Genomic DNA, 12,901 nt, shown 5'->3' on the forward strand with positions numbered 1-12,901 from the left:
TCCACACAAACGGACTTCAGGCCATGACCCAACTCCCAACCGACATCAAGCTGCACAAAGCCTCGAAAACCCTGTCGCTGAAATACGCGTCCGGCGAGGAATACACCCTGCCCGCCGAATTCCTTCGCGTGCACTCTCCTTCCGCCGAGGTCCAGGGCCACGGCAAACCCATCCTGCAATTTGGCAAGATCAACGTAGGCCTGACCAAGGTAGAACCGGCCGGTCAGTACGCACTGAAACTGACCTTCGATGACGGTCACGACAGTGGTCTGTTTACCTGGGAATACCTCTACGAACTGGCGCGACGTTATGACGCACTCTGGGATGACTATCTGGCCGAACTGAAAGCGGCTGGAAAAACCCGCGATCCGAACGAATCCGTCGTCAAGCTGATGCTCTAGTCTGAGCTTCTTGCTCTTTAGAGGGCATTTTCTAATTTCATCTGTTTGAATGCTTGGCCGCGAGGTCAGTCATTGGCCTGCTTGCGAAAAAAATTAAACTCGGGTAACCAATGGAACTGGCAAGTTCCCTGCAGTGCTCTCTGCGAACTAAAAAGCAGCGATGCAGAATTAACGGTCACCCGAGCAGTAGTACCTGGCCTTGGCTGTGTGACTACACAGCAGGACCCCGGTACTCGTCTCAGGACAATGGAGCGTCGTAGATGAGTAACAAGAATAACGATGACTTGAAGTATCAGGCCTCGGAAAACACCTTGGGACTGAATCCTGTCGTTGGGCTGCGTGGAAAAGATCTACTGGGTTCTGCTCGAATGGTGCTCAGGCAGGCCATCAAACAACCGATTCACAGCGCCAGGCATGTCGCTCATTTCGGCCTTGAACTCAAGAACGTGCTGTTCGGCAAATCCGAACTTCAACCGACCAGCGATGACCGCCGCTTCGCGGATCCGGCCTGGAGCCAGAACCCGCTCTACAAACGTTATCTGCAAACCTACCTGGCATGGCGCAAGGAACTCCATGACTGGATCGAAGACAGCAACCTGCCGCCCAAGGACGTCAGCCGCGGGCACTTCGTGATCAACCTCATGACCGAAGCCTTCGCCCCGACCAACACGGCGGCCAACCCGGCGGCGGTCAAGCGCTTCTTCGAAACCGGTGGTAAAAGCCTGCTCGATGGCCTCTCGCATCTGGCCAAGGACCTGGTGCATAACGGCGGCATGCCGAGCCAGGTCAACATGGGCGCATTCGAGGTCGGCAAGACCCTTGGCGTGACCGAGGGTGCGGTGGTCTTTCGCAACGACGTGCTGGAACTGATCCAGTACAAGCCGATCACCGAGCAGGTGCATGAACGCCCACTGCTGGTGGTACCGCCGCAGATCAACAAATTCTACGTTTTCGACCTGAGCCCGGAAAAGAGCCTGGCGCGATTCTGCCTGCGCAACAACGTGCAGACCTTCATCGTCAGCTGGCGCAACCCGACCAAGGAGCAGCGCGAGTGGGGCCTGTCGACCTACATCGAAGCGCTCAAGGAAGCGGTTGATGTGGTCACCGCCATTACCGGCAGCAAAGACGTGAACATGCTCGGCGCCTGCTCCGGCGGCATCACCTGCACCGCGCTGCTGGGCCACTACGCCGCAATCGGCGAGAACAAGGTCAACGCCCTGACCCTGCTGGTCAGCGTGCTCGACACCACCCTGGACAGCGACGTGGCCCTGTTCGTCGACGAGCAGACCCTCGAGGCCGCCAAGCGCCAATCGTACCAGGCCGGAGTGCTGGAAGGCCGCGACATGGCCAAGGTCTTCGCCTGGATGCGCCCCAACGACCTGATCTGGAACTACTGGGTCAACAACTACCTGTTGGGCAACGAACCGCCGGTATTCGACATTCTGTTCTGGAACAACGACACCACCCGCTTGCCTGCGGCGTTCCATGGCGACCTGATCGAAATGTTCAAAAGCAACCCGTTGACCCGCGCTGATGCACTGGAAGTGTGCGGCACGCCGATCGACCTGAAGAAGGTCACCGCCGACATCTTCTCGCTGGCCGGCACCAGCGACCACATCACGCCGTGGCGCTCCTGCTACAAGTCGGCACAACTGTTCGGCGGCAACGTTGAATTCGTGCTGTCCAGCAGCGGGCACATCCAGAGCATTCTGAACCCGCCGGGCAATCCGAAATCGCGTTACATGACCAGCACCCAAATGCCCGCCGATGCCGATGACTGGCAGGAAGAGTCGACCAAGCACGCCGACTCCTGGTGGCTGCACTGGCAGGCATGGCAGGCACAGCGTTCGGGCAACCTGAAAAAAGCACCGGCAAAACTGGGCAACAAGGCCTACCCGGAAGGGGAAGCCGCACCGGGCACTTACGTGCATGAGCGGTAACTGACACACCTCGCCCTACTGTAGGAGCGAGCTCGCTCGCGATGGACGTCAACGATAACGCGCACGGCCTGGTTAACGTGTCGTCCTCGCGTTTTTCGCGAGCAAGCTCGCTCCTACAGGGGATGGGGAAGAATTCAAGAGAGCGACCCACAGGGCCAGAAGCATGCCGCAACCCTTCATATTCCGTACCGTCGAGCTGGATGGCCAGACGCTCCGCACGGCGGTACGCCCCGGCAAGCCTCACTTGACGCCCCTGCTGATTTTCAACGGCATTGGCGCCAACCTGGAGCTGGTGTTCCCGTTCATCGCGGCGCTGGACCCGGACCTGGAAGTCATCGCTTTCGACGTACCCGGCGTCGGTGGTTCATCGACACCGAACCGGCCGTATCGTTTTCCGGGGCTGGCCAAGCTCACGGCGCGGATGCTCGACTATCTCGACTACGGGCAGGTCAACGTCATCGGCGTGTCCTGGGGTGGTGCCCTGGCCCAACAGTTCGCTTACGACTATCCGGAGCGCTGCAAGAAACTCGTGCTGGCGGCGACGGCGGCGGGTGCGGTGATGGTGCCGGGCAAGCCGAAAGTGTTGTGGATGATGGCCAGCCCGCGACGTTACATCCAGCCGTCCCACGTGATCCGCATTGCGCCGATGATCTACGGCGGCGCTTTCCGTCGCGACCCGACGCTGGCCGCGAGCCATGCGGCCAAGGTGCGCTCAGCCGGCAAGCTCGGTTACTACTGGCAGCTGTTCGCCGGTCTCGGCTGGACCAGCATTCACTGGTTGCACAAGATCCGCCAGCCAACCCTGGTACTGGCCGGCGACGATGACCCACTGATCCCGTTGGTCAACATGCGCTTGCTGGCCTGGCGGATTCCCAACGCCCAGTTGCACATCATCGATGACGGGCATTTGTTCCTGATTACCCGGGCCGAAGCGGTGGCCCCGATCATCATGAAATTCCTGGAAGAGGAGCGCCAGCGCGCGGTGATGCATCCGCGCCCGGCGCCATTGGGCAGCTAAACCGCTGCATCAGCGGCCGGCAGGACGCCACGCCGCGCAACAACCCGTTACAGCGTCTATGGTGTTCTGGTTCGGTGTGTTTGTTTTTAGCCTGAAGACGAAGGAGTGTTGACTCATGCGCGAGAAACCAGCGAGGGATTCCTTACCGACTCCCGCCGCGTTCATCAATGCACAGAGTGCGATTACCGGCCTGCGCGGTCGGGATCTGTTATCGACCCTGCGTAGTGTGGCCGCCCATGGCTTGCGCAATCCGGTGCACAGTGCCCGACATGCCCTCAAACTCGGCGGCCAGCTTGGTCGTGTGCTGCTGGGCGAAACCCTGCATCCGACCAACCCGCAGGATGCTCGCTTCGCCGATCCGGCGTGGAGCCTCAACCCGTTTTACCGGCGCAGCCTGCAGGCTTATCTGAGCTGGCAGAAGCAGGTCAAAAGCTGGATCGACGAGAGCAACATGAGCCCGGACGACCGTGCCCGCGCCCACTTCGCGTTCGCCTTGCTCAACGACGCCGTATCGCCCTCCAACACCCTGCTCAATCCATTGGCGGTCAAGGAGCTTTTCAATTCCGGGGGTAACAGTCTGGTGCGTGGCATCGGTCATCTGGTGGACGATCTGCTGCACAACGATGGCCTGCCCCGGCAAGTCACCAAGCAAGCGTTCGAGGTCGGCAAGACGGTCGCCACCACCACCGGTGCCGTGGTGTTTCGCAACGAACTGCTGGAGTTGATCCAGTACAAGCCGATGAGCGAAAAGCAGTATTCCAAGCCCCTGTTGGTGGTGCCGCCACAAATCAACAAGTACTACATTTTCGACCTGAGCCCGCACAACAGCTTCGTCCAGTACGCGCTGAAAAACGGCCTGCAAACCTTCATGATCAGCTGGCGCAACCCGGATGTGCGTCACCGCGAATGGGGGCTTTCGACCTATGTGGAAGCCGTGGAAGAGGCCATGAACGTCTGCCGGGCGATCACTGGCGCACGCGAGATCAACCTGATGGGCGCCTGCGCCGGCGGGCTGACCATTGCCGCGCTGCAAGGCCACTTGCAGGCCAAACGGCAAATCCGAAGGGTGTCCAGTGCGACGTATCTGGTGAGCCTGCTCGACAGCCAGCTGGACAGCCCCGCTTCGCTGTTCGCCGACGAACAGACTCTGGAGGCTGCCAAGCGCCGCTCCTATCAGAAAGGTGTGCTGGACGGCCGCGACATGGCCAAGGTCTTCGCCTGGATGCGCCCCAACGATTTGATCTGGAGCTACTTCGTCAACAATTACCTGTTGGGCAAGGAGCCGCCGGCGTTCGACATCCTCTACTGGAACAACGACAGCACGCGCTTGCCTGCCGCCCTGCATGGCGACCTGCTGGACTTCTTCAAGCACAACCCGCTGACCCACCCGGGTGGCCTGGAAGTGTGTGGCACGCCGATCGATTTGCAGAAGGTCACCGTCGACAGCTTCAGCGTCGCCGGCATCAACGATCACATCACGCCGTGGGATGCGGTGTATCGCTCGACGCTGTTGCTCGGTGGCGAGCGGCGCTTCGTGCTGTCCAACAGCGGCCATGTGCAGAGCATCCTCAACCCGCCGAGCAACCCGAAAGCCAACTACGTCGAGAATGGCAAACTGAGCAGCGACCCCCGCGCCTGGTACTACGACGCCAGGCATGTCGACGGCAGTTGGTGGACCCAATGGCTGAGCTGGATTCAGGAACGCTCCGGCGCACAGAAGGAAACCCACATGGCGCTCGGCAACCAGAATTACCCACCGATGGAGGCAGCACCCGGTACCTACGTACGTGTGCGCTGAACCTAAAAAAGGCCGCAGTCAGTCTCCGCCCCAGTAGGAGCGAGCATGCTCGCGATGGATATCCAGACGCCGCGGGTAATCAGGTAGCCCGCGTAATCGTTAACGACCATCGCGAGCATGCTCGCTCCTACAGGACTGGAGGTTGACCTGGCACGAACATTAAGAAGACTGGATGAAAACCCGCGACCGGATCCTCGAATGTGCCCTGCAGTTGTTCAATCAAAAGGGCGAACCGAATGTCTCCACCATGGAAGTTGCCAACGAAATGGGCATCAGCCCAGGCAACCTCTACTACCACTTCCACGGCAAGGAACCGCTGATTCTCGGGCTGTTCGAGCGCTTTCAGGGCGAACTCGCCCCGCTGCTCGATCCACCGGCCGATGTCGAACTGGCGCCTGAGGACTACTGGCTGTTTCTGCACCTGATCGTCGAACGCCTGTCCCACTACCGGTTTCTCTTCCAGGACCTGTCGAACCTCGCCGGGCGCCTGCCGAAACTGGCCAAGGGCATTCGCAATCTGCTCAATGCACTCAAGCGCACACTGGCGTCGTTGCTGGCACGGTTGCAGGCGCAAGGGCTGCTGGTCAGCGATACCCAGGCACTGGGGCAATTGGTGGAGCAAATCACCATGACCCTGCTGTTCTCACTGGATTACCAGCGGATTCTCGATCGTGAAGGCGAGGTGCGGCTGGTGGTTTACCAGATCATGATGCTGGTGGCGCCACACTTGCTGGCGCCGATCAAGGCGGCGACCGAGCAGATGGCGATGCAATACCTCGAAGAACACGAATAATCCCGACCACCACTAACCTGTGGGAGCGGGCTTGCCCGCGATAGCATTCTTCCCACCGACATCAATATCGAATGTGCCGGCCTCATCGCGGGCAAGCCCGCTCCCACAGGATTAGCGGTGTTCTTGGGGGGTGCACAAACAAAAACGCCCGACCTTCACAGGCCGGGCGTTTTCTTGAGCCCTGAAAATCAGGACTGACTGGTTGGCGTCGATGGAACTGGCGCGGCAGTCGGGGTGACAGCAGGGGTTGGCGCGGCAGCGGAGTTCGATGCGCTGACCGGAGCTGCTGGCGTTACCGGCGTTACCGGTTTGGCAGCTGCTACTGCTGGTTTTGGCGCGGCTGCTTTTGGAGCTGCCGGCTTTTTCACTGCAGGTTTTTTCGCCGCAGCGGGTTTGGCCGCTGCAGTTTTTGCTGCTGGCTTGGCGGCCGGTTTAGCCGCTGGTTTGGCGGCGGCTTTTGCAGCCACCGGCTTGGCCGCTGGTTTGGCCGCAGCCGGTTTGGCGGCTGCAGTTTTAGCCGCAGGCTTGGCAGCAGGTTTAGCCGCTGCTTTTGCCAGTGGCTTGGCTGCGGTTTTGGCGACTGGCTTGGCAGCAGGTTTGGCCGCTGCGGTTTTCGCCGCAACAGGCGCAACCTTGGCACCGGTCAGTTTTTCGATTTGCTTGGTCAGGGTTTCGACCTTGCTGTGCAGTGCCTTGACTTCGTTGCGGCTCGGTACGCCCAGACGCGAAATGGCGCTGTTCAGACGCTTGTCAAAAGCGCCTTCGAGCTCATCCCACTTGCCCAGTGCGCGATCTTTCACGCCGCTGATGCGCGACTTGGCCGAAGAAGCGGAGTCCTTGGCGGCGTCGACTGTCTTGCCAACGGCACTCTTGGTGAGCTTCTCGGCTTTCTCGCCGTCCTTAACCAATGCATCGAAGAGTTTGCTGCCGTCAGTGTCGATCTTCGAGTACACGCCTAAACCAGCCAGCCAGATTTTTCGGGAGTAATCTTCAACCTTCCCGATCCACGAGCTGCCTTCTTTTTCGGTTTTCTTTTTAACAGCCATCCCGTTCTCCTTAAGATTTACGCGCGACGCGTTCGAGCAATGCCGTCAGCTCATCGAGCTTAGCAGAGAGTGCCTCAACGTCATGTTTAGACGGAATGCCGATACGATTCAAGGTACTTGCGACACGCGTATCGAACGCCTTCTCGACCCTGTCGAGTTGAACTTCGACCTTGCTTTTGAAAGTGCTGACTTCACTCTTGGCTTCATCGATCTCGGCATTGGCCGCTTCAAGTTTCTCAGCGACTACCTTTTTGCCTTTCTTTTCAACAACCTGACCCGCTTTGACCAGCTCTTGAAAGTACTCGCTGCCCTCTTGGCCGACCTTGGTGTAGGCACCCAGGCCTGCCAGCCAGATCTTGCGGGCATAGGTTTTGACGTCGCTCAGCGTGCTGGTCGATGTGTCGGTTTTTTTCTTCAAAATAACTTTGGCCATGGTGCACCTCACGCGCAGAAGGTTTGAGGAACTGCCCGCGAAATTCGGGCGCAGGCACAAAGTAATGATAAAAATTAGAAACAGCACCCTAGCTTGCTGTTTTCGAAATAACTTTTCCGCGGCCTTGGCTACACGCCCTCTGTCATTCAACGGTTCGCGAATTGGAGAGCTCGATTACCACGTTCCTGGCACTGCGAAATGCACAGCCGACTCGCTATGCCTGGAATGCAAAGGGAGAAGCAACTTTGCACAAAATACAGCGAGCCCGTGAGGCAATGGCCTCACGGGCTCGCGGGCAAATCATTTCTAAAACAGCACACCAGGTTCATTTCGCCCCCAGGGTGCTGCCATCAAACAGGGCACGATGCTGGAAAAACAGCCCCACACCCCTGCCAAAAGCACTCATCTGAAGGGATCAAGCGAGAGCCTCGTCGAGGACTTTGTTGATTTCCGACTCGATCACGCCCTTGAGCACCTGCTGGAAAAAATTAAGGTCAACATAGACCTTGATATCATTTTCCGAAACGAGCGCTTGCCCAGTGATGCCGGTAATCCCATGCCGAACAGAGACTTCATTGCCGGTCCAGCGGTATTCGCAACCGTACTGCGTTGCCAACTCCGACACCAGGACCCTGGCTTTCTCCATCGCGGCGTCGAGACCGAGCTTATGGGGGCGCGTGATACTTATTTCCTTGGCCATCTTTGACTTCCTTTTCTGTGGGGTGAATCTCCATGCCCCCAAGGTTACCCCACACAAAAAGTCAGTCAAATCACTGCATGAATAGCGCACCAGTTCGGGTAAATGACAAGAAGGCTCTGGCATAAGGCGTACAGCCCATCGGTTAAATTTTCGCCCACCTCGAAGCGAAATTCCTCACATCTCCTGCCACCAAACCTTATGGGTAATGAGGAAAACTCCGACTCACACCAAGATTTTGTCCAGCGCCTTTTCGATTTCCGCTTTGATCATGCCGCTCATGGCCGACATCATCAGGCCCAGTTCCACGTCGACGCGAATCGAATCCTCGGCGACATGCACCGCGCCCTTCACACCCGAGCGTTTGAGGTTCAGGGTGTCGCCGGACCACTGCGGCTCCAGGCCATATTGATCGGAAAGTTTCTGTGCCAGCTTGTCGGCCTTCTCGCGCGCCGCTTCCTTACCCAGGCCATGGGCACGTTCAACACTAATACGGGCCATCAAATGACTCCTGCTTTATGGATGCTTTCCCCAGGCATCTTGACCTCTGCTGCGTCAAAACGCCCCGATGGTTACCCATCTTACCTTCAGCCTTGCCAAGACAAAGCATGCCTTGGGGATTAGAATGTCGCGCATTCTCTTTTGGTGACAGCGATATGACTGATCAGCGCAAAGGCAGCGATGCCGAACCCACCACTCACTTCGGCTTCAAAAACGTTCCGGAAAGCCAGAAAGCGGAAAAAGTCGCTGAGGTTTTCCACTCGGTAGCCGCCAAGTACGACCTGATGAACGACCTCCTGTCGGGCGGCATGCACCGTCTGTGGAAGCGTTTCGCGATCGAACTGTCGGGCGTTCGTGCCGGCAATCGCGTACTCGACATCGCTGGTGGCACCGGCGACCTGACCAGGAAGTTCTCGCACCTGGTAGGCCCGACCGGCCAGGTCGTGTTGGCCGACATCAACGAATCCATGCTCAAGGTCGGTCGTGACCGCCTGCTGGACCTCGGTGTGGCCGGCAACGTTGAATTCGTCCAGGCCGATGCGGAAAAGCTGCCGTTCCCGGACAACCATTTCGACTGCGTGACCATCGCCTTCGGCCTGCGCAACGTGACCCACAAGGAAGATGCCCTGCGTTCGATGCTGCGCGTGCTCAAGCCTGGCGGCCGCCTGCTGGTGCTGGAGTTCTCCAAGCCGACCAATGCGCTGATGTCCAAGGCCTACGACGCCTACTCGTTCGCCTTCATGCCGTTGATGGGCAAGCTGATCACCAACGACTCGGAAAGCTATCGCTACCTGGCCGAATCGATCCGCATGCACCCGAACCAGGAAACCCTGAAGTCGATGATGGTCGAGGCCGGTTTCGACCGCGTGACCTATCACAACATGACCGCAGGCATCGTTGCCTTGCACCGCGGCATCAAGCCCTGATGCTGCTCACCGGCCTGCTCGCCAGCGTTGAGCCCGGCCTGAACCGGGTGCTGCGTCTCGACAGCACGGCGCTGCCGCGGCTGGCGCATTTGACCGGCAAGGTGATTGCCGTCGACTGCCGCAGCCCGACGCTGCAACTGTTCATCCTGCCCGGCGACGAAGGCCTGATGCTCGCCTCCCAGTGGGAAGCCGGCGCTGACTGCACCCTGCGTGCACCGGCTTCGAGCCTGTTGAAACTGGCCATGAGCAAGGACAAGACCTCGATCCTGCACAGCCCTGAGGTCGAACTCGACGGTGACAGCGGCGTGCTGCTGGAACTGGCGGCGATCCTCCAGGACCTTGAACTGGACTGGGAGTACGAACTCTCGCGCTGGCTGGGGCCGGTGGCCACACAACTGATCGGCGGTCACCTGCGCAGCCGCGCCCGCTGGTATCAGCAAGGCTTTGCCAGCCTGGGCCAGAACCTGGGCGAATACCTGGCCGAAGAGTCGCGCACCCTTGTCGGTCAGCGCGAAGCCGAAGCCCGATTCAGTGAACTGGACCAGATCAAGCTCGATCTGGAACGTCTCGAGGCGCGTTTCGAGCGCCTTTCCCGATCCCTCGACCCAAGCGATAACGCATGAAGCTGCTTGCCGTCCGCCGTCTGCTGCGCATCCAGCGCGTCGTGATCCGCTACCGCCTCGATGATCTGCTGTTCGATCTGCCACTGCCCTGGTTTCTGATGGCGCTGCGCTATGCCTTGCCGTGGCGCTGGTTCCCGCGCAAGCCACTGGACCTGAGTCGTGGCGCACGCCTGCGCCTGGCGTTGCTGGACCTGGGGCCGATCTTCATCAAGTTCGGGCAGATCCTGTCCACTCGCCGCGACCTGTTGCCGGAAGACATCGCCGATGAACTGATGAAGCTGCAGGACCGCGTGCCGCCGTTCGATTCGCAGGTGTCGGTGAAGCTGATCGAAGAACAGCTGGGCAAGAAAATCAGCGACGTATTCAGCCGTTTCGACGTTGAACCGCTGGCCTCGGCCTCAGTGGCGCAGGTGCATGCCGCGCAACTGAAAACCGGTGAAGAAGTCGTCGTCAAGGTGATCCGCCCAGGCCTCAAACCGGTCATCAAGCAGGATCTGGCGTGGCTGTTCATTCTCGCGCGCGCTGCCGAAAAAGTGTCTGCCGATGCGCGCCTGCTGCACCCGGTAGACGTGGTCAGCGACTACGAAAAAACCATCTACGACGAACTCGACCTGCTGCGCGAGGCGGCCAATGCCAGCCAGTTGAAGCGCAACTTCGACGGCTCGCCGCTGCTGTACGTGCCGCAAGTCTATTGGGACTGGTGCCGGCCGAAAGTACTGGTGATGGAGCGCATCTACGGCATCCAGGTCACTGATCTGGCCACCCTGGCCGACCAGCGCACGGATATGAAAATGCTCGCCGAGCGCGGCGTGGAGATCTTCTTCACCCAGGTGTTCCGCGACAGTTTCTTCCACGCCGACATGCACCCCGGCAACATCTTCGTCAGCACCGTGCAGCCGTGGAGCCCGCAGTACATTGCGATCGACTGCGGCATCGTCGGCAGCCTGACCCCGGAAGACCAGGATTACCTGGCGCGCAACCTGTTCGCCTTCTTCAAACGTGATTACCGCCGCGTGGCGCAATTGCACATTGATTCGGGCTGGGTGCCGGCGGAAACCAAACTCAACGAATTCGAAGCAGCGATCCGTACCGTGTGCGAGCCGATCTTCGAAAAACCGTTAAAGGATATTTCCTTCGGTCAGGTGCTGATGCGCCTGTTCCAGACCGCGCGGCGCTTCAACATGGAAGTGCAGCCGCAGTTGGTCCTGCTGCAAAAAACCTTGTTGAACATCGAAGGCCTGGGCCGCCAGCTGTACCCGGACCTCGATTTGTGGAACACCGCGCAACCGTTCCTCGAACGCTGGATGCGTGAGCGCGTCAGCCCCAAAGCCTTGTTTGGCAACGTGCAGAGCCAGATCGAACAGATCCCGCACTTGGCCAACATGACGCGTGACCTGCTCGAACGCCTGTCCCAGCCCCATGCCAACGATCCTCCTCCAACATGGCACCGACGCCGGGACGACTGGTTCCTGCGCCTGCTCGGCACGGCTCACCTGGCCGGGGGCGCCATCCTTGCCGCCGGCGGCCCGCTGAACCAGTTGGCTTACTGGCCGGCTGGCATCATGATGGCGGTCGGTTTGTATCTGGTCGTTCGCCGATAGCCAGTCTTGCAACACGCTGGCACACTGTTTGGACGCTGCATTGAACGCAGGCCCCCGATTTTTGAAGTGCGGGCCCGTATCGGAGTCGTTGATGAAGAATTGGCTGGACGAGATCAAGTGGGACGCTGATGGCCTAGTGCCGGCGATTGCCCAGGATCACAAGACCGGGCGCGTCCTGATGATGGCCTGGATGAACCGCGAAGCACTGGAACTGACCGCTGCCGAGAACCGCGCCATTTACTGGTCGCGCTCCCGTGGCAAGCTGTGGCGCAAGGGCGAAGAGTCCGGCCATGTGCAGACCCTGCATGAGATGCGCCTGGACTGTGACGCCGACGTGATCATCCTGATGGTCGAGCAGATCGGCGACATCGCCTGCCATACCGGTCGTCAGAGCTGCTTCTACCGCGTCTATGAAAACGGCGACTGGACAACCGTCGATCCGGTCCTGAAAGATCCGCATGCCATCTATTCCGCAGGAAACAAACATGAGTGACACTCTGACCCGTCTGGCCGCCGTGCTGGAAGAGCGCAAAGGCGCTGCCGCCGACAGTTCGTATGTCGCGAGCCTGTATCACAAGGGCCTGAACAAGATTCTGGAAAAAGTCGGCGAAGAGTCGGTCGAGACCATCATTGCCGCCAAGGATGCCGCCGTCAGCGGTGACTGCAGTGATTTGATCTACGAAACCGCCGATTTGTGGTTCCACAGCATGGTCATGCTCGCCCAATTGGGGCAGCATCCACAGGCTGTACTCGATGAACTGGACCGTCGTTTCGGTCTCTCCGGACACGCCGAGAAAGCCTCGCGCCCGTCCGCCTGAATAACTATTAGAGAGGAGCAGCAGCATGGGCATTTTTGACTGGAAACACTGGATCGTCATCCTGGTTGTCGTGGTACTGGTATTCGGCACCAAGAAACTGAAAAACCTCGGCACCGACGTCGGCGAATCGATCAAGGGCTTCAAGAAAGCCATGAACGACGACGAAAAACCGGCCGACCCGGCAGCGACCCCGACCCAACCGGTTCCGCCTGTTCAGCCGCAGGCCTCGGTGAACCAGCCGCACACCATCGACGTGCAGGCCCAGAAAGTCGAAGAGCCGATCCGCAAAGACGTGTGAGCACTGAC

At 59.3% G+C, this 12,901-nt stretch carries 15 protein-coding genes and 1 pseudogene; 12 read left to right on the plus strand and 4 right to left on the minus strand.

All coding sequences use genetic code 11. The features are described from left to right. Positions 1-23: 23 nt before the first annotated feature. The 5 genes from PMI31_RS06715 (at position 24) to PMI31_RS06735 (ending at position 5,950) form a co-directional block, all read left to right on the plus strand. Positions 24-401 carry a gamma-butyrobetaine hydroxylase-like domain-containing protein gene (locus tag PMI31_RS06715; RefSeq protein ID WP_008017032.1) on the plus strand — a complete coding sequence of 126 codons (378 nt, stop codon included), beginning with the start codon at positions 24-26 and terminating at the stop codon, positions 399-401. Between the two features lie 260 nt (positions 402-661). Further along, positions 662-2,341 carry a class II poly(R)-hydroxyalkanoic acid synthase gene (gene phaC, locus PMI31_RS06720; protein ID WP_008017033.1) on the plus strand — a complete coding sequence of 560 codons (1,680 nt, stop codon included), beginning with the start codon at positions 662-664 and terminating at the stop codon, positions 2,339-2,341. A gap of 163 nt (positions 2,342-2,504) precedes the next feature. Continuing rightward, complete coding sequence (phaZ, locus tag PMI31_RS06725) at positions 2,505-3,359, plus strand: poly(3-hydroxyalkanoate) depolymerase (RefSeq protein ID WP_008017034.1); 855 nt, start codon at positions 2,505-2,507, stop codon at positions 3,357-3,359. Positions 3,360-3,474: 115 nt separating this feature from the next. Next, on the plus strand, positions 3,475-5,157 hold the full coding sequence (phaC, locus tag PMI31_RS06730; protein ID WP_008017035.1) for a class II poly(R)-hydroxyalkanoic acid synthase: 1,683 nt from the start codon (positions 3,475-3,477) through the stop codon (positions 5,155-5,157). A gap of 172 nt (positions 5,158-5,329) precedes the next feature. Beyond that, a complete protein-coding gene (locus tag PMI31_RS06735; protein ID WP_008017038.1) occupies positions 5,330-5,950 on the plus strand; it encodes a TetR/AcrR family transcriptional regulator in 621 nt (206 codons plus the stop codon). A 188-nt stretch (positions 5,951-6,138) separates the two neighbouring features. Here PMI31_RS06735 and PMI31_RS06740 read toward each other — a convergent pair whose 3' ends face one another. Continuing rightward, positions 6,139-6,996, minus strand: a complete 858-nt coding sequence (locus tag PMI31_RS06740; RefSeq protein WP_008017039.1) for a phasin family protein — start codon at positions 6,994-6,996, stop codon at positions 6,139-6,141. Positions 6,997-7,006: 10 nt separating this feature from the next. Further along, complete coding sequence (locus PMI31_RS06745; RefSeq protein ID WP_008017041.1) at positions 7,007-7,429, minus strand: phasin family protein; 423 nt, start codon at positions 7,427-7,429, stop codon at positions 7,007-7,009. 146 nt (positions 7,430-7,575) lie between these two features. Between PMI31_RS06745 and PMI31_RS30725 the strand changes: the two are divergent. Continuing rightward, a pseudogene (locus tag PMI31_RS30725) lies at positions 7,576-7,716 on the plus strand (IS630 family transposase); the annotation flags it as partial. A 128-nt stretch (positions 7,717-7,844) separates the two neighbouring features. On the opposite strand, the gene PMI31_RS06750 reads toward PMI31_RS30725, so the two are convergent. Both PMI31_RS06750 and PMI31_RS06755 read right to left on the minus strand, forming a co-directional pair. After that, entirely contained in the window at positions 7,845-8,129 is a 285-nt protein-coding gene (locus tag PMI31_RS06750; protein ID WP_008017042.1) for a polyhydroxyalkanoic acid system family protein, read from the minus strand. Between the two features lie 222 nt (positions 8,130-8,351). Beyond that, positions 8,352-8,627, minus strand: a complete 276-nt coding sequence (locus PMI31_RS06755) for a polyhydroxyalkanoic acid system family protein (RefSeq protein WP_008017043.1) — start codon at positions 8,625-8,627, stop codon at positions 8,352-8,354. 155 nt (positions 8,628-8,782) lie between these two features. Between PMI31_RS06755 and ubiE the strand changes: the two genes are divergently transcribed. The 6 genes from ubiE to PMI31_RS06785 all read left to right on the plus strand — a co-directional run bounded on the left by ubiE (position 8,783) and on the right by PMI31_RS06785 (position 12,893). Beyond that, the gene (gene ubiE, locus PMI31_RS06760; protein ID WP_007975568.1) at positions 8,783-9,553 is read left to right on the plus strand and encodes a bifunctional demethylmenaquinone methyltransferase/2-methoxy-6-polyprenyl-1,4-benzoquinol methylase UbiE; all 771 of its coding nucleotides are present in this window, start codon (positions 8,783-8,785) and stop codon (positions 9,551-9,553) included. Beyond that, entirely contained in the window at positions 9,553-10,176 is a 624-nt protein-coding gene (locus tag PMI31_RS06765) for a ubiquinone biosynthesis accessory factor UbiJ (protein WP_008017044.1), read from the plus strand. Before ubiE ends, PMI31_RS06765 begins: the two co-directional genes overlap by 1 nt. Further along, entirely contained in the window at positions 10,173-11,777 is a 1,605-nt protein-coding gene (gene ubiB, locus PMI31_RS06770) for a ubiquinone biosynthesis regulatory protein kinase UbiB (RefSeq protein ID WP_008017045.1), read from the plus strand. The genes PMI31_RS06765 and ubiB overlap by 4 nt, the downstream gene beginning before the upstream one ends. Positions 11,778-11,868: 91 nt before the next feature. Further along, complete coding sequence (hisI, locus tag PMI31_RS06775) at positions 11,869-12,270, plus strand: phosphoribosyl-AMP cyclohydrolase (protein WP_008017046.1); 402 nt, start codon at positions 11,869-11,871, stop codon at positions 12,268-12,270. After that, a complete protein-coding gene (locus PMI31_RS06780) occupies positions 12,263-12,595 on the plus strand; it encodes a phosphoribosyl-ATP diphosphatase (RefSeq protein WP_008017047.1) in 333 nt (110 codons plus the stop codon). The genes hisI and PMI31_RS06780 overlap by 8 nt, the downstream gene beginning before the upstream one ends. Before the next feature lie 25 nt (positions 12,596-12,620). Then, positions 12,621-12,893: a twin-arginine translocase TatA/TatE family subunit gene (locus PMI31_RS06785; protein ID WP_008017048.1), complete on the plus strand. Its 273-nt coding sequence runs from the start codon at positions 12,621-12,623 to the stop codon at positions 12,891-12,893. Positions 12,894-12,901 lie beyond the last annotated feature (8 nt).

Source organism: Pseudomonas sp. GM55 (genome assembly GCF_000282395.1).
GTDB classification, from domain to species: domain Bacteria; phylum Pseudomonadota; class Gammaproteobacteria; order Pseudomonadales; family Pseudomonadaceae; genus Aquipseudomonas; species Aquipseudomonas fluorescens_CC.

Excerpts from the sequence above, each read along its gene's own strand:
- PMI31_RS06715 (WP_008017032.1), top strand. The coding sequence starts at position 24 with ATGACCCAACTCCCAACCGACATCAAGCTGCACAAAGCCTCGAAAACC.
- PMI31_RS06785 (WP_008017048.1), top strand. The coding sequence starts at position 12,621 with ATGGGCATTTTTGACTGGAAACACTGGATCGTCATCCTGGTTGTCGTG.
- PMI31_RS06780 (WP_008017047.1), top strand. The coding sequence starts at position 12,263 with ATGAGTGACACTCTGACCCGTCTGGCCGCCGTGCTGGAAGAGCGCAAA.
- PMI31_RS06740 (WP_008017039.1), bottom strand. The coding sequence starts at position 6,996 with ATGGCTGTTAAAAAGAAAACCGAAAAAGAAGGCAGCTCGTGGATCGGG.
- PMI31_RS06765 (WP_008017044.1), top strand. The coding sequence starts at position 9,553 with ATGCTGCTCACCGGCCTGCTCGCCAGCGTTGAGCCCGGCCTGAACCGG.
- PMI31_RS06755 (WP_008017043.1), bottom strand. The coding sequence starts at position 8,627 with ATGGCCCGTATTAGTGTTGAACGTGCCCATGGCCTGGGTAAGGAAGCG.
- ubiE (WP_007975568.1), top strand. The coding sequence starts at position 8,783 with ATGACTGATCAGCGCAAAGGCAGCGATGCCGAACCCACCACTCACTTC.
- PMI31_RS06735 (WP_008017038.1), top strand. The coding sequence starts at position 5,330 with ATGAAAACCCGCGACCGGATCCTCGAATGTGCCCTGCAGTTGTTCAAT.
- ubiB (WP_008017045.1), top strand. The coding sequence starts at position 10,173 with ATGAAGCTGCTTGCCGTCCGCCGTCTGCTGCGCATCCAGCGCGTCGTG.
- phaC (WP_008017035.1), top strand. The coding sequence starts at position 3,475 with ATGCGCGAGAAACCAGCGAGGGATTCCTTACCGACTCCCGCCGCGTTC.
- PMI31_RS06745 (WP_008017041.1), bottom strand. The coding sequence starts at position 7,429 with ATGGCCAAAGTTATTTTGAAGAAAAAAACCGACACATCGACCAGCACG.
- PMI31_RS06750 (WP_008017042.1), bottom strand. The coding sequence starts at position 8,129 with ATGGCCAAGGAAATAAGTATCACGCGCCCCCATAAGCTCGGTCTCGAC.
- phaZ (WP_008017034.1), top strand. The coding sequence starts at position 2,505 with ATGCCGCAACCCTTCATATTCCGTACCGTCGAGCTGGATGGCCAGACG.
- phaC (WP_008017033.1), top strand. The coding sequence starts at position 662 with ATGAGTAACAAGAATAACGATGACTTGAAGTATCAGGCCTCGGAAAAC.
- hisI (WP_008017046.1), top strand. The coding sequence starts at position 11,869 with ATGAAGAATTGGCTGGACGAGATCAAGTGGGACGCTGATGGCCTAGTG.